Source organism: Paracidovorax wautersii (assembly GCF_031453675.1).
In the GTDB taxonomy this organism is placed as follows: Bacteria; Pseudomonadota; Gammaproteobacteria; order Burkholderiales; family Burkholderiaceae_C; genus Paracidovorax.
In genome coordinates this window covers 4,438,129-4,453,562 of sequence record NZ_JAVIZX010000001.1, presented here as the reverse complement: position 1 = coordinate 4,453,562, position 15,434 = coordinate 4,438,129, and the positions used below count along the sequence as shown (strand labels likewise).

Here is a 15,434-nt window from a genome sequence, read left to right as displayed (position 1 = left end):
TGCTTGTATTCAAGCTGATCGCCATGAACCGTACCATGCGTGCTGTCGAAATCGCCGACTTCGGTCCTCCGGAAGGTCTGCGGCTGGGCGAGCGGCCCGTGCCCGTGCCGGGCGTGGGCGAGCTGCTGATCCGTGTCGCGGCCAGTGGCATCAACCGCCCTGACGTGCTGCAGCGCAAGGGGCATTACGCTCCGCCGCCCGGTGCTTCCGACCTGCCCGGCCTAGAAGTCTCTGGCGTGATCGAATCCGGTGACGCCGACGCCATGGCCCAGGCGGGCCTGCGCGTGGGCGACCGGGTCTGCGCGTTGCTGGCTGGTGGCGGCTATGCCGAGTGGTGCGTCGCACCGGTGGCGCAGTGCCTTCCAGTGCCTGCCGGACTGAGCGACGTCGAAGCGGCTTCGCTGCCGGAGACGTTCTTCACCGTCTGGAGCAATGTCTTCGACCGCGGCCGCCTGCAGGCGGGAGAGACCCTGCTGGTGCAGGGCGGCAGCAGCGGCATCGGCGTGACGGCGATACAGCTGGCACGCGCACGCGGCGCCACGGTGATCGTCACGGCGGGCAGCGACGACAAATGCGCCGCCTGCCTGGCGCTGGGCGCGCACCATGCGATCAACTACAAGACCCAGGATTTCGTTGCCGAAGTGCAGCGCATCACGCAGCGCAGGGGGGTGGACGTGGTGCTCGACATGGTCGCGGGCGACTATGTGGCCCGTGATGTCGAATGCCTGGCCGAGGATGGCCGGCTGGTGATCATTGCGGTGCAGGGCGGCGTGAAGTCGGACTTCAACGCCGGCCTGGTGCTGCGCCGCCGGCTGGTGATCACGGGCTCGACCCTGCGGCCGCGTCCCGTGGCCTTCAAGGGCGCGATTGCGCAGGCGCTGCGCGAACAGGTCTGGCCGCTGCTGACATCGGGTGCGGTGCGCCCGGTTATCCACAGCACCTTTCCTGCTTCCGAGGCGGCCCAGGCGCATACGCTCATGGAGTCGAATCAGCACATTGGCAAGATTGTTTTGACGTGGACAGCATGAAAAAGAAACTCATTGCCGGCAATTGGAAGATGAACGGCGGCCTGGCCGCCAACGAGGCCTTGCTGACGGCGCTGCGTGATGGCCTGGGCCAGCCTGCGTGCGACGTGGCCGTGGCCGTGCCGGCGCCCTATCTTGCACAGGTGCAGGCGCTGGCCGCGGGCACCTCCATCGCCGTGGCGGCGCAGGACGTGTCGCAGCATGAATCGGGCGCCTTCACCGGCGAGGTGTCGGCGACGATGCTGCGCGAATTCGGGGTGCGCTACGCGCTGGTCGGCCATTCCGAGCGGCGCCAGTACCACGGCGAAACCGACGACGTCGTCGCAGCCAAGGCGCAGCGCGCCCTGGCCGCGGGTGTCGCGCCCATCGTGTGCGTGGGCGAGACCCTGGCGGAGCGCGAGGCGGGGGAGACCGAGACCGTGGTCAAGCGTCAGCTGGCGGCGGTGATTCACCTCAACGGCCATTGCATCAGCGAAATCGTGGTGGCGTACGAGCCGGTCTGGGCCATCGGCACGGGCCGCACTGCCACGCCGGAGCAGGCCCAACTGGTCCATGCCGTGCTGCGTGCGCAGCTGGCTGCCGCCAGCGAGAAGGCCGACCGGATTCCGCTGCTGTACGGCGGCAGCATGAATGCGGCCAATGCCGCGCAACTGCTGGCCCAGCCGGACATCGACGGCGGCCTGGTGGGAGGCGCTTCGCTGAAGGCCGCCGACTTTCTACAGATCATCGCTGCGGCCGCTTGAGCGGACCGCAGGCAAGCAATTACATCAGGAGTGATTCGAGAATGAACGCAGTAGTGAACGTGATTCTGGCAGTGCAGATGCTGACCGCCCTGGCCATGATCGGCCTGATCCTGATCCAGCATGGCAAGGGGGCGGACATGGGTGCCGCCTTCGGCAGTGGCAGTTCCGGCAGCCTGTTCGGCGCCAGCGGCAGTGCCAACTTCCTGTCGCGCACCACGGCCGTCCTGGCTGCGGTGTTCTTCGTGGCGACGCTGGCCTTGGCCTACTTCGGCAACGTCCGCCCGGCCAGCACCGGCAGCGTGCTCGAAGGCCCGGCTGCTGCGGTGCCTGCAGGCGCTGCTCCAGCAGCCTCCGTGCCGGCCCCCGATGTCTCGTCGGCCGTGCCTCCGGCACCTGCGCAGCCGGCCTCTGGAGCCGCGCAAATCCCGACCAAATAAACTGATCCGATTTACCCCGGCGCCTTCGACCTCGGGGTATTTCCGGAGTAGAATCACGGATTGTCTGGAAAGCCAAAACCTTCGGGTCCTCATGCCATCCAGATGCACAAAACAGCCGTCGTGGTGAAATTGGTAGACACGCTATCTTGAGGGGGTAGTGGCGAAAGCTGTGCGAGTTCGAGTCTCGCCGACGGCACCAATATAAAAAGATTGCCCTCTCGTGTCCCGTTCGGGGCATGCGGAGGGTGGTCTCAGCGGTGACACATCCTCCAGATGAACCTCGATCAATACCTCCCCGTCCTTCTGTTTATCTTGGTCGGCATCGGTGTCGGCGTCGTTCCTCTGGCACTGGGCTATTTCCTCGGTCCCAACCGCCCGGATGCGGCCAAGAATTCTCCCTACGAGTGTGGCTTCGAAGCCTTTGAAGATGCGCGCATGAAGTTCGATGTGCGCTACTACCTCGTCGCCATCCTCTTCATTCTTTTCGATCTGGAAATCGCCTTCCTCTTCCCTTGGGCTGTGTCGCTGCAAGAGGTGGGATTGGCGGGGTTCGTTGCCGTCGTGATCTTTCTCGCCATCCTGGTCGTGGGCTTTGCCTACGAGTGGAAAAAGGGTGCGCTGGATTGGGAATGATCGGCCAGAAAAAGGAATGACACGATGATTGAAGGCGTGATGAAGGAAGGCTTCGTCACCACCAGCTACGACGCGGTGGTGAACTGGGCCAAGACCGGCTCCCTCTGGCCCATGACGTTCGGCCTGGCTTGCTGTGCCGTCGAGATGATGCACGCTGCTGCCGCGCGCTATGACATCGGCCGCTTCGGCGCCGAAGTGTTCCGCGCCAGCCCCCGTCAGTCCGATCTGATGATCGTGGCCGGCACGCTGTGCAACAAGATGGCGCCAGCCCTGCGCAAGGTGTACGACCAGATGTCCGAACCGCGCTGGGTGCTGTCCATGGGGTCGTGCGCCAACGGCGGCGGCTACTACCACTACAGCTATTCCGTGGTGCGCGGCTGTGACCGCATCGTGCCGGTCGATGTCTATGTCCCGGGCTGTCCGCCCACGGCCGAGGCACTGCTCTACGGCATCATCCAGCTGCAGCAGAAGATCCGCCGCACCAATACCATCGCTCGGGTCTGAGGGGTTGATGATGACTGCTATTGCCATTCGTCCCGAAGCCCTTCGGGACGCGATTGCCGCCGCGCTCGGCGACAAGGTCCGTCAGATCACGCTGGCGCTGGACGAAGTGACCGTCGTGGTGTCCGCCGCCGACTATCTCTCCGCCATGCACACGCTGCGCGATGCGCCCGGCTGCCAGTTCGAGCAACTCGTCGATCTGTGCGGCGTGGATTATTCGTCCTACGGCGAGGTGGGGGTGGAGGGCGCGCGCTATGCCGTCGTCTCCCACCTGCTGTCGGTGAGTCTGAACCAGCGCGTGCGCGTCAAGGTCTTCTGTCCGGACGACGATCTTCCGGTGGTGGCTTCGGTCTCCGACCTGTGGAACTCCGCCAACTGGTACGAGCGCGAAGCGTTCGACCTGTTCGGCATCGTGTTCGACGGCCACAACGATCTGCGACGCATCCTGACCGACTACGGTTTCATCGGCCACCCCTTCCGCAAGGACTTCCCGCTGTCGGGTCATGTCGAGATGCGCTACGACGCCGAGCAGCGCCGGGTGATCTATGAGCCGGTGACCATCGAGCCGCGCGAGGTGACCCCGCGCATCATCCGCGAAGACAAGTACGGAGGCCTGCACTGAGGTGCTCCGGCGCCCAGTGATCCACCATGGCTGAAATCAAGAACTACTCCCTCAACTTCGGTCCCCAGCATCCTGCAGCACACGGCGTGTTGCGTCTGGTGCTTGAGCTGGACGGCGAAGTCGTCCAACGCGCCGACCCGCATATCGGCCTGTTGCATCGCGCGACGGAAAAGCTCGCGGAGCACAAGACCTACATCCAGTCGCTGCCCTACATGGACCGTCTGGACTACGTCTCGATGATGTGCAACGAGCACGCCTACTGCTTGGCCATCGAGAAGCTGTTGGGCATCGACGTGCCGCTGCGGGCTCAGTACATCCGCGTGATGTTCTCCGAGATCACACGCCTGCTGAACCACCTGATGTGGCTGGGCTCGCACGGCAACGACTGCGGCAGCTCGACCATCCTGATCTACACGTTCCGCGAACGCGAAGACCTGTTCGACATGTACGAAGCCGTCTCCGGCGCGCGCATGCACGCGGCGTACTTCCGTCCGGGCGGGGTGTACCGCGACCTGCCGGACAGCATGCCGCAGTACACGGTCAACAAGATCCGCAATGCCAAGGCCATCGAGGCCTTGAACCAGAACCGCAGCGGTTCCATGCTGGACTTCATCGACGATTTCACGCAGCGCTTTCCCAAGTGCGTGGATGAATACGAGACGCTACTCACGGACAACCGCATCTGGAAGCAGCGCACGGTCGGTATCGGTGTGGTGACGCCGGAACGCGCGCTGAACCTGGGCATGACGGGTCCCATGATCCGTGGTTCCGGCATCGCCTGGGACCTGCGCAAGAAGCAGCCCTACGATGCCTATGACCGCGTGGATTTCGACATTCCCGTGGGCAAGACCGGCGACTGCTACGACCGTTATTTGGTGCGCGTGCAGGAAATGCGGGAGTCCAACCGCATCATCAAGCAGTGCGTGGACTGGCTGCGCGCCAATCCCGGCCCGGTGATCACGGACAACCACAAGGTGGCCCCGCCTTCGCGCGAGTCCATGAAGTCCAACATGGAAGAGCTGATCCACCATTTCAAGCTCTTCACGGAAGGTTTCCGTGTGCCCGAGGGCGAGGCCTATGCGGCTGTCGAGCATCCAAAGGGCGAGTTCGGCATCTATCTGGTGAGCGATGGCGCGAACAAGCCGTACCGCCTGAAGATCCGTGCGCCCGGATTCGCTCACCTGGCGACGCTCGACGAGATGGCCCGGGGGCACATGATTGCCGACGCCGTGGCCATCATCGGCACCATGGATATCGTGTTCGGAGAGATTGACCGATGATTACCGAAGCGACCAAGGCGCGCTTTGCGCGCGAAGTGGCCAAGTACCCCCCCGAGCAGAAGCAATCTGCCGTGATGGCCTGCCTGTCCATCGTGCAGCAGGAGCAGGGTTGGGTCAGCGCCGAGAGCGAGCATGTGATCGCCGAGTACCTCGGCATGCCGCAGATCGCCGTGCATGAAGTCACGACGTTCTACAACATGTACAACCAGCGTCCGACAGGCAAGTACAAGCTCAACGTCTGTACCAACCTGCCGTGCCAGCTGCGTGACGGCCAGAAGGCGCTCCACCACCTGGAGAAGAAGCTCGGCATCGCCATGGGCGAAACGACGGCCGATGGCCTGTTCACGCTCCAGCAGTGCGAATGCCTGGGCGCCTGCGCCGACGCGCCGGTCATGCTGGTCAACGACCGCACGATGTGCAGCTTCATGGACAACGACAAGCTCGACCAGCTCGTCGATGGCCTCAAGGCTGCGGAAGGGCAAGCATGACCACCGCTGCACAGATCCTCTCGCAGTTCCAGGCCACGGGCGTCCAGACCTGCTTCCATGACCGGCACATCAACCCGCAGATCTATGCGGGCCTGGACGGCACGAACTGGAGCATCAAGGACTACGAAGCGCGCGGCGGCTACGCTGCGCTGCGCAAGATCCTGGGAACTGACGGCGGCGAACCGCTGACACAGGACCAGGTCATCGCGACGGTCAAGGAATCCGGCCTGCGTGGCCGCGGCGGCGCAGGTTTTCCCACGGGCCTCAAGTGGAGCTTCATGCCCCGCTCGTTCCCGGGTCAGAAATACCTGGTGTGCAACTCGGACGAAGGCGAGCCGGGTACCTGCAAGGACCGCGACATCCTGCAGTTCAACCCGCACATCGTCATCGAAGGCATGATCATCGCGGCCTACGCGATGGGCATCTCCGTGGGCTACAACTACATCCACGGCGAAATCTTCCAGACCTACGACCGCTTCGAAGAAGCGCTGGAAGAAGCACGCGCTGCGGGCTACCTGGGCGACAAGATCCTGGGCAGCAGCTTCAGCTTCCAGCTGCACGCGGCCCACGGCTTCGGCGCCTACATCTGCGGCGAAGAAACGGCTCTGCTCGAATCGCTGGAAGGCAAGAAGGGCCAGCCGCGCTTCAAGCCGCCGTTCCCGGCCAGCTTCGGCCTGTACGGCAAGCCCACGACGATCAACAACACCGAGACCTTCGCGGCCGTGCCGTGGATCATCCGCAATGGCGGTGCTGCCTACCTGGAGTGTGGCAAACCCAACAACGGCGGCACCAAGATCTTCTCGGTCTCCGGCGATGTCGAAAAGCCCGGCAACTACGAAGTGCCTCTGGGCACACCGTTCGCCAAGCTGCTGGAGCTCGCCGGCGGCGTGCGCAAGGGCCGCCAGCTCAAGGCCGTGATCCCTGGCGGGTCGTCTGCCCCGGTGCTGCCAGCGTCCATCATCATGGAATGCACGATGGACTACGACTCCATCGCCAAGGCCGGCTCCATGCTGGGTTCTGGTGCCGTGATCGTGATGGATGACTCCCGCAGCATGGTCGAGAGCCTGCTGCGCCTGTCGTACTTCTACTCGCACGAATCCTGCGGCCAATGCACGCCTTGCCGTGAAGGTACGGGCTGGATGTGGCGGGTGATCGACCGCATTCAGCACGGCGAAGGCCGCCAGGGTGACCTGGACCTGCTGAACTCGGTGGCCGACAACATCCAGGGGCGCACGATCTGCGCCCTGGGCGACGCAGCGGCGATGCCGGTGCGCGCCATGATCAAGCACTTCCGCCCCGAGTTCGAAGCGCTGATCCAGAACAAGACCCCTCAGGCTTCTGCCTCGGCCTGATCGCGAGAGACGCATATGGTTGAAATCGAACTGGACGGGCAGAAGGTAGAAGTCGCTGAAGGCTGCATGGTGATGCATGCAGCCGAGAAGGCCGGCACCTACATTCCCCATTTCTGCTATCACAAGAAGCTTTCCATCGCCGCCAACTGCCGCATGTGCCTGGTGGACGTGGAGAAAGCTCCCAAGCCCATGCCCGCCTGCGCCACGCCCGTGACGCAAGGCATGATCGTGCGCACCAAGAGCGACAAGGCCATCAAGGCCCAGCAGTCGGTCATGGAATTCCTGCTGATCAATCACCCGCTGGATTGCCCCATCTGCGACCAGGGCGGCGAATGCCAGCTGCAGGACCTGGCCGTGGGCTACGGCGGCTCTTCTTCCCGTTATGAGGAAGAAAAGCGCGTCGTGTTCCACAAGGACGTGGGTCCGCTGATCTCCATGGAAGAGATGAGCCGCTGCATCCATTGCACCCGCTGCGTGCGCTTTGGTCAGGAAGTGGCCGGCGTCATGGAGCTGGGCATGATCCACCGCGGCGAACATTCGGAGATCACCACGGTCGTGGGCGACACGGTCGATTCCGAGCTGTCGGGCAACATGATCGACATCTGCCCGGTGGGCGCGCTCACGAGCAAGCCATTCCGCTACAGCGCCCGCACGTGGGAGCTGTCGCGCCGCAAGTCGGTGAGCCCGCACGACTCGACGGGTGCCAACCTCATCGTCCAGGTGAAGAACCACCAGGTGATGCGCGTCGTTCCGTTCGAGAACGAAGACGTGAACGAGTGCTGGATCGCCGACCGTGACCGCTTCTCCTATGAGGCGCTCAACGGCCAGGACCGCCTGACGCGCCCCATGCTCAAGCAGGGCGGCGAGTGGAAGGAAGTGGACTGGCAGACCGCGCTAGAGTATGTGGCCAATGGCTTGCAGGGCGTGAAGAGCGAGCACGGCGCTGCCGCCATCGGTGCGCTGGTCAGCCCGCACAGCACGCTGGAAGAGCTCTTCCTGGCCGGTGCCCTGGTGCGCGGTCTGGGCAGCGACAACATCGACTACCGCCTGCGCAACGCCGAGTTTGCCGCTGCCGATGGCGTGCGCTGGCTGGGCACTTCCATTGCCTCGCTGTCTGCGCTGCAGTCGGTGCTGGTCGTCGGTTCCAATCTGCGCAAGGACCATCCGCTGTTCGCGCAGCGCATCCGCCAGGCGGCCCGCAAGGGCGGCGCGGTGCATGCCATCAACGCCCAGTCGTACGACTGGGCGATGCCGGTGGCGCAGTCCATCGTGGCACCGGCCGGTGGCTGGAATGCCGCGCTGGCCGAGGTGGCTGCGGCCGTGGGCGCAGCCCGTGGCGTGACGGCTCCCGTGAATGTGGCGACGGTGGGTGACAGTGCCCGGGCCGTGGCCGACAGCCTGCTGGCCGGCGAGCGCAAGGCCATCGTGCTGGGCAATGCCGCGGCGCACCATGCCGAGGCCTCCAGCCTGCTGGCCCTGGCGCAGTGGATCGGCGCGCAGACCGGCGCCAGCGTGGGCTATCTCACCGAGGCGGCCAACACCGTCGGCGCGCAGTTCGTGGGTGCCTTGCCTCGGCAGGGCGGCCAGAATGCTGGCCAGATGCTGGCGGGCGGCCTGAAGGCGGCCCTGCTGCTCAACACCGAGCCCGTGTACGACTCTGCGGCCGGCGAAGGCGCCGCTGCGGCACTGTCGCAGGCGGACATGGTGGTGACGCTGAGCCCGTTCAAGGCCAACATGGCCTTCAGCGACGTGCTGTTGCCCATCGCTCCCTTCTCGGAAACCTCCGGCACTTTCGTCAACGCCGAAGGCCGGGTGCAGAGCTTCCACGCCGTGGTCAAGCCTCTCGGTGATGCCCGTCCTGCCTGGAAGGTGCTGCGCGTGCTCGGCAATCTGCTGGGCCTGCAAGGCATGGATTTCGAGAGCTCGCAGGACGTGCTCGCCAAGGCTACCGGCGCGGCGGCAGGTGCCCCTGTGGCGCAAATCCCTGCCGAGCGTCTGAGCAACGCCACGAACGCCGCGGTGACGCAGGGTTCCGGCAACGTGGCGGCCCCGGTGGTTGCCAGTATTTACCAACTGGACAGCCTGGTGCGCCGTGCGACCTCGCTGCAGCTGACCGCTGATGCCCGCCTGGCGGCTGCGGAAGGAGTCGCCGCATGATCGACGCGCTGTACAACGGCGGCCTCAACCTGTTCGCCGCGACATGGTGGACGGGTGCCGTCTGGCCCGTGCTCTGGAACCTGATCAAGATCGTCGCGATCGTTGCGCCGCTGATGGGGGCCGTGGCCTACCTCACGCTGTGGGAGCGCAAGCTGCTGGGCTTCATGCAAGTGCGCCATGGCCCCAACCGCGTGGGCCCGTTCGGTCTGCTGCAGCCTCTGGCCGACGGCCTGAAGCTGCTGACCAAGGAAATCATCCAGCCGGCTGCCGCCAGCAAGGGCTTGTTCGTTCTCGGCCCGCTGATGGCGATCATGCCGGCGCTGGCCGCATGGGTCGCGATTCCCTTCGGCCCCGAGACCGTGCTGGCCAACGTGAATGCCGGCCTGCTGCTGATCATGGCCATCACCTCCATCGAGGTGTACGGCGTGATCATCGCCGGCTGGGCGTCCAACTCGAAGTACGCCTTCCTGGGTGCGCTGCGTGCGTCCGCTCAGATGGTGAGCTATGAAATCGCCATGGGCTTCTGCTTCCTGGTTGTCATCATGGTGTCCGGCAGCATGAACCTGACCGAGATCGTGGCCAGCCAGGGGCAGGGCACGATGGCGGCCATGGGCCTGAACTTCCTGTCGTGGAACTGGCTGCCGCTGTTGCCCATCTTCATCGTCTACCTGATCTCGGGCGTGGCGGAAACCAACCGCCACCCGTTCGACGTGGTGGAAGGCGAAGCCGAAATCGTGGCCGGCCACATGGTCGAGTACTCGGGCATGGGCTTCGCGGTCTTCTTCCTGGCCGAGTACGCCAGCATGTGGCTGGTGTCCATCCTGGCGGTGATCATGTTCCTGGGCGGCTGGCAGGCGCCGGTCGAGTTCCTGGGCTTCATCCCAGGCTGGATCTGGCTGGGCATCAAGACCTTCGTGGTCGTGTCCATGTTCATCTGGATCCGCGCGACCTTCCCGCGCTTCCGCTATGACCAGATCATGCGCCTGGGTTGGAAGATCTTCATTCCGGTCACGCTCGTGTGGCTGCTTATCGTGGGCGCCTGGCTGCATTCGCCCTGGAACATCTGGAATTAAGCGGGGACAACCATGGCTGCTGTTGCTGCTGCATCTTCTTTTTCGGTCAAGGATTTCTTCAAGAGCTTCATGCTGGTGGAGCTGGTCAAGGGCATGGCCCTGACGGGGCGCTACGCGTTTCGCCGCAAGGTGACGGTGCAGTTCCCTGAAGAAAAGACGCCGCTGTCGCCGCGCTTCCGCGGTCTGCATGCCCTGCGCCGCTATGAGAACGGCGAGGAGCGCTGCATCGCCTGCAAACTGTGCGAGGCGGTGTGCCCGGCGCTGGCGATCACCATCGAATCCGACGTGCGTGCCGATGGATCGCGCCGTACCACGCGCTACGACATCGATCTGACCAAGTGCATCTTCTGCGGCTTCTGCGAGGAAAGCTGCCCGGTCGATTCCATCGTCGAAACGCAGATCTTCGAGTACCACGGCGAGAAGCGCGGTGACCTGTACTTCACCAAGGACATGCTCCTGGCGGTCGGTGACCAGTACGAACCCCAAATCGCCGCAGCGAAGGCCGCGGACGCCAAGTACCGCTGAAGCAGCGGTACCGCCCCACGCCTGACCCTTACCAAAGACCCGATTCATGGACGCCAAGACCGGTTTCTTCTATCTGTTCTCGGTTGTGCTGCTCTACGCAGCCTTCCGGGTCATCACGGCACGCAATCCCGTGCATGCCGTGCTGCATCTGATTCTCGCCTTCTCCCAAGCTGCGGCCATCTGGCTGCTTCTCAAGGCCGAATTTCTCGCCATCGCCCTGGTGCTTGTGTACCTGGGGGCCGTGATGGTGCTGTTCCTCTTCGTGGTGATGATGCTGGACATCCACATCGACACCGTGCGGCGGGGGTTCTGGAAGCACTTCCCGCTGGCTGCCTTCATCGGTGCGCTGATCGCCCTGGAAATGGCGGCGGTGCTGATGGGTGGTTTCCGCGGCATGGACGAACCGAAGGCCGTGGCCACGATGGTGGACGCTGCCGGCCAGGTGGTGCCTTACTCCAACACCAAGGCGCTGGGTGTGCTGCTGTACACCGAGTACCTGTATCCCGTGGAGATCGCTGCCGTGATCCTGCTGGTGGCCATGATCGCCGCCATCGCGCTGACGCTGCGCCAGCGCAAGGACTCCAAGGCCATCAACCCGTCCCAGCAGATCCGCGTGCGTGCCAGCGACCGTGTCGCCATGGTGAAGGTTGCCGTGACGCAGAAGCCTGCCGAAGAGGTGGCTCCTGCCGCCCCCGTTGAGGAGAAGAAGCCATGACCCTGACGCTGGGCCACTATCTTTCGCTGGGCGCGATGCTGTTCGCCCTGGCCGTGATCGGTATCTTCCTGAACCGCAAGAACCTCATCGTCCTGCTCATGGCCATCGAGCTGATGCTGCTGGCCGTGAACATGAACTTCGTGGCGTTCTCCCACTACCTGGGCGACATGCACGGGCAGGTGTTCGTGTTCTTCATCCTGACCGTGGCGGCGGCCGAATCCGCCATCGGGCTGGCCATCCTGGTTCTGCTGTTCCGCAACAAGTCCAGCATCAACGCGGAAGACCTCAACACCCTCAAGGGTTGATGGTCGCCAGACACAAGCAAGGTTCTCAAGAATGAGTCAAACCCTTTCTGCATCCATGCTCCTGGCGGTGCCGCTGGCACCGCTGGTGGGCTCCGCGCTCGCGGGTATCTGGGGCACCGCGTTCGGTGGCAACAAGATCGGCCGTGGCGGCAGCCACTCCCTGACGATCCTGGGCGTGCTGATCGCCTTCGTGCTGTCGGCCTACACCTTCCACAGTGTCATCTTCGACGGCGCACGCTTCGACCAATCCATCTACACCTGGATGGTGGTGGGCGGCCTGAAGATGGAAGTCGGCTTCCTGATCGATAGCATCACGGCCATGATGATGTGCGTGGTGACCTTCGTGTCGTTGATGGTGCACATCTACACCATCGGCTACATGCAGGAAGACGACGGCTACAACCGTTTCTTCTCGTACATCTCGCTGTTCACCTTCTCCATGCTGATGCTCGTGATGAGCAACAACCTGCTGCAGCTGTTCTTCGGCTGGGAAGCCGTGGGCCTGGTGTCGTACCTGCTGATCGGCTTCTACTACAACAAGCCGTCGGCCATCTTCGCCAACATGAAGGCTTTCCTGGTCAACCGCGTGGGCGACTTCGGCTTCATCCTGGGCATTGGCCTGATCGCTGCCTACACCGGCACGATGAACTACGGCGAGATCTTCGCCAAGCTGCCCGAGATCCAGAACACGCTGCTCCCGGGTACCGGCTGGCTGCTGGTCACCGTGACCGCCATCTGCCTGTTCATCGGTGCCATGGGCAAGTCCGCCCAGTTCCCGCTGCACGCCTGGCTGCCGGATTCGATGGAAGGCCCGACCCCCATCTCCGCGCTGATCCACGCCGCCACCATGGTGACGGCCGGCATCTTCATGGTCTCGCGCATGTCGCCGCTCTATGAGCTGTCGGACACGGCGCTGAGCTTCATCCTGATCATCGGCTCCATCACGGCGCTGTTCATGGGCGTGCTGGGCATCATCCAGAACGACATCAAGCGCGTGATTGCGTATTCCACGCTGTCGCAGCTGGGCTACATGACCGTGGCGCTGGGCGCATCCGCCTACTCGGTGGCCGTGTTCCACCTGATGACGCACGCCTTCTTCAAGGCCCTGCTATTCCTCGGCGCCGGTTCCGTCATCATGGGCATGCATCACAACCAGGACATCCGCTGGATGGGCGGCGTGCGCAAGTACATGCCCATCACCTGGATCACCTTCCTGCTGGGCAACCTGGCGCTGATCGGCACGCCGTTCTTCTCGGGCTTCTATTCCAAGGACGCCATCATCGAGGCGGTGCATGCGACCAACCTGCCTGGCGCGGGCTTCGCAAACTTCGCGGTGCTGGCCGGCGTGTTCATCACGGCGTTCTATTCGTTCCGCCTGTACTTCATCGTCTTCCATGGCAAGGAACGCTACGACCAGAACCCGGACGCGCACCACGACGATCACCATGGGCACGATGACCACCACGGCCATGGCCACGATGCCAAGCCGCACGAGTCGCCGCTGGTCGTGACCGGCCCGCTGATGCTGCTGGCCATCCCCTCCGTGGTGATCGGCGCCATTGCGCTGATGCCCATGCTGTTCGGCGACTTCTTCAAGGGCGTGATCTTCGTGGACGGTGCCAAGCACGGCGCCATGGCCGAGCTGGCCGAGAAGATCCACGGCTGGGTGCCGATGGCGCTGCACGGGTTCACGGCTGCGCCGTTCTGGCTGGCTCTGGCGGGCGTGGTGGTGTCCTACCTGTTCTACATGGTCATGCCCCAGGTGCCCGCTGCCATCAAGGCGGCGATGCAGAAGGTCGGCATCTACCAGGCGCTGGAAGGCAAGTACGGCGTGGACTGGGTGTACGAAAACATCTTCGCCCGCGGCTCGCGTGCCCTCGGCACCGGCCTGTGGAAGGGCGGCGACCAGGCCGTGATCGACGGTCTGCTGGTGAACGGCTCCTGGAAGCTCATCGGCCGCATCGCCGGCGTGGTGCGCTGGTTCCAGTCGGGCTACATCTTCCACTACGCGCTGGTCATGATCCTGGGCATCTTCGCGCTCATGACGTACTTCGTGTGGCTCAACAAGTAGTAGAGGGACAAGAAAAATGGGTTTGTTGAGTCTTGCCATCTGGACGCCGATCGCTTTCGGTGCCCTGCTGCTGGCATTCGGCCGTGACGACCAGGCGCGTACGGTGCGCTGGCTGGCACTGGTCGGTGCCCTGATCGGCCTCGCCGTGACCTTGCCGCTGTACGGCGGTTTCGACAACACGACCGCGGCGGCGCAGTTCGTGGAGAAGGCGCTGTGGATCGAGCGCTTCAACGTCCACTACCACCTGGGTGTGGACGGCATCTCGTTCTGGTTCGTGCCGCTCACGGCCTTCATCACCGTCATCGTGGTGATCGCTTCGTGGGAGTCGATCACCGAGCGCGTGAACCAGTACATGGGCGCGTTCCTGATCCTGTCGGGCCTGATGATCGGCGTGTTCTCCGCCATGGACGGCATGCTGTTCTACGTGTTCTTCGAGGCCACGCTGATCCCGATGTACCTGATCATCGGCATCTGGGGCGGCCCCAACAAGATCTACGCGGCGTTCAAGTTCTTCCTGTACACGCTGATGGGCTCGCTGCTCACGCTGATCGCCTTCATCTACCTGTACAACCAGTCGGGCGGCAGCTTCGACATCGCCACGTGGCACCAGCTCCCGCTGTCGCGCACGGCCCAGACGCTGATCTTCTTCGCCTTCTTCGCGGCCTTCGCCGTGAAGGTGCCGATGTGGCCGGTGCACACCTGGCTGCCCGACGTGCACGTGGAAGCGCCGACCGGCGGTTCCGCCGTGCTGGCAGCCATCATGCTGAAGCTGGGCGCCTACGGCTTCCTGCGCTTCTCCATGCCCATCGCCCCCGATGCGGCCCGCGAGTGGGCCTGGCTGATGATCGCGCTGTCGCTGGTCGCCGTGATCTACGTGGGCCTGGTCGCCATGGTGCAGAAGGACATGAAGAAGCTGGTGGCGTATTCGTCGGTGGCGCACATGGGCTTCGTGACGCTGGGCTTCTTCATCTTCAACCCCCTGGGCGTCTCGGGCGGCCTGGTGCAGATGATCGCCCACGGCTTCGTGTCGGGCGCGATGTTCCTGTCCATCGGCGTGCTGTACGACCGTGTGCATTCCCGCGAGATTTCGGCCTACGGTGGCGTGGTCAACACCATGCCCAAGTTCGCGGCCTTCGCGCTGCTGTTCGCCATGGCCAACTGCGGCCTGCCGGGCACCGCTGGTTTCGTGGGCGAGTGGATGGTGATCCTGGGTGCCGTGCAGGCCAACTTCTGGATCGGCATGGCCGCTGCCACGGCGCTGATCTTCGGCGCGGCCTACACGCTGTGGATGTACAAGCGCGTGTACCTGGGCCCCGTTGCCAACGACCATGTGAAGGAGCTGACGGACATCGGCAGCCGTGAATTCCTGGTCATGGCGATCCTGGCCATCGCCGTGCTGTACATGGGCCTGTACCCCCGTCCGTTCACCGATGTGATGGACGTGTCGGTGGCTGAGCTGCTCAAGCACGTGGCCGTGTCCAAGCTCCAATGACCAGACTGAACTGAG

General features: G+C 63.9%; 16 protein-coding genes and 1 tRNA gene. All 17 read left to right on the top strand.

Annotated features, from left to right (window positions below):
• The first annotated feature begins 23 nt into the window (after window positions 1-23).
• Window positions 24-1,028 carry an NAD(P)H-quinone oxidoreductase gene (locus tag QE399_RS20240; protein WP_309831682.1) on the top strand — a complete coding sequence of 335 codons (1,005 nt, stop codon included), beginning with the start codon at window positions 24-26 and terminating at the stop codon, window positions 1,026-1,028.
• On the top strand, window positions 1,025-1,768 hold the full coding sequence (gene tpiA, locus QE399_RS20235) for a triose-phosphate isomerase (protein WP_309831680.1): 744 nt from the start codon (window positions 1,025-1,027) through the stop codon (window positions 1,766-1,768). The genes QE399_RS20240 and tpiA overlap by 4 nt, the downstream gene beginning before the upstream one ends.
• A gap of 41 nt (window positions 1,769-1,809) precedes the next feature.
• Window positions 1,810-2,205, top strand: coding sequence for a preprotein translocase subunit SecG (secG, locus tag QE399_RS20230; protein ID WP_309831679.1), 396 nt, complete (start codon window positions 1,810-1,812; stop codon window positions 2,203-2,205).
• Between the two features lie 114 nt (window positions 2,206-2,319).
• Window positions 2,320-2,404, top strand: a tRNA-Leu gene (locus tag QE399_RS20225).
• Between the two features lie 74 nt (window positions 2,405-2,478).
• Window positions 2,479-2,838, top strand: a complete 360-nt coding sequence (locus QE399_RS20220; protein ID WP_309831677.1) for an NADH-quinone oxidoreductase subunit A — start codon at window positions 2,479-2,481, stop codon at window positions 2,836-2,838.
• Between the two features lie 24 nt (window positions 2,839-2,862).
• Entirely contained in the window at window positions 2,863-3,342 is a 480-nt protein-coding gene (locus QE399_RS20215; RefSeq protein ID WP_309831676.1) for a NuoB/complex I 20 kDa subunit family protein, read from the top strand.
• 10 nt (window positions 3,343-3,352) lie between these two features.
• Window positions 3,353-3,961 (top strand): NADH-quinone oxidoreductase subunit C, encoded by a 609-nt coding sequence (locus QE399_RS20210; RefSeq protein ID WP_309832211.1) that lies wholly within the window; start codon window positions 3,353-3,355, stop codon window positions 3,959-3,961.
• A gap of 26 nt (window positions 3,962-3,987) precedes the next feature.
• Window positions 3,988-5,241 carry an NADH-quinone oxidoreductase subunit D gene (locus QE399_RS20205; protein ID WP_309831673.1) on the top strand — a complete coding sequence of 418 codons (1,254 nt, stop codon included), beginning with the start codon at window positions 3,988-3,990 and terminating at the stop codon, window positions 5,239-5,241.
• Window positions 5,238-5,729, top strand: coding sequence for an NADH-quinone oxidoreductase subunit NuoE (gene nuoE / locus QE399_RS20200; protein ID WP_309831671.1), 492 nt, complete (start codon window positions 5,238-5,240; stop codon window positions 5,727-5,729). Before QE399_RS20205 ends, nuoE begins: the two co-directional genes overlap by 4 nt.
• Window positions 5,726-7,081, top strand: coding sequence for an NADH-quinone oxidoreductase subunit NuoF (gene nuoF / locus QE399_RS20195; protein WP_309831670.1), 1,356 nt, complete (start codon window positions 5,726-5,728; stop codon window positions 7,079-7,081). Before nuoE ends, nuoF begins: the two co-directional genes overlap by 4 nt.
• Window positions 7,082-7,096: 15 nt before the next feature.
• Window positions 7,097-9,238 (top strand): NADH-quinone oxidoreductase subunit NuoG, encoded by a 2,142-nt coding sequence (gene nuoG / locus QE399_RS20190; RefSeq protein ID WP_309831668.1) that lies wholly within the window; start codon window positions 7,097-7,099, stop codon window positions 9,236-9,238.
• Window positions 9,235-10,311, top strand: coding sequence for an NADH-quinone oxidoreductase subunit NuoH (gene nuoH / locus QE399_RS20185; RefSeq protein ID WP_309831666.1), 1,077 nt, complete (start codon window positions 9,235-9,237; stop codon window positions 10,309-10,311). The genes nuoG and nuoH overlap by 4 nt, the downstream gene beginning before the upstream one ends.
• A 12-nt stretch (window positions 10,312-10,323) precedes the next feature.
• A complete protein-coding gene (gene nuoI, locus QE399_RS20180; RefSeq protein WP_309831665.1) occupies window positions 10,324-10,836 on the top strand; it encodes an NADH-quinone oxidoreductase subunit NuoI in 513 nt (170 codons plus the stop codon).
• A 46-nt stretch (window positions 10,837-10,882) separates the two neighbouring features.
• Window positions 10,883-11,551, top strand: a complete 669-nt coding sequence (locus QE399_RS20175) for an NADH-quinone oxidoreductase subunit J (RefSeq protein WP_309831663.1) — start codon at window positions 10,883-10,885, stop codon at window positions 11,549-11,551.
• Window positions 11,548-11,856 (top strand): NADH-quinone oxidoreductase subunit NuoK, encoded by a 309-nt coding sequence (gene nuoK, locus QE399_RS20170; protein WP_309831661.1) that lies wholly within the window; start codon window positions 11,548-11,550, stop codon window positions 11,854-11,856. The genes QE399_RS20175 and nuoK overlap by 4 nt, the downstream gene beginning before the upstream one ends.
• 31 nt (window positions 11,857-11,887) lie before the next feature.
• Complete coding sequence (gene nuoL, locus QE399_RS20165) at window positions 11,888-13,927, top strand: NADH-quinone oxidoreductase subunit L (RefSeq protein WP_309831659.1); 2,040 nt, start codon at window positions 11,888-11,890, stop codon at window positions 13,925-13,927.
• Window positions 13,928-13,943: 16 nt separating this feature from the next.
• Entirely contained in the window at window positions 13,944-15,419 is a 1,476-nt protein-coding gene (locus QE399_RS20160) for an NADH-quinone oxidoreductase subunit M (RefSeq protein WP_309831657.1), read from the top strand.
• Window positions 15,420-15,434: the final 15 nt, after the last annotated feature.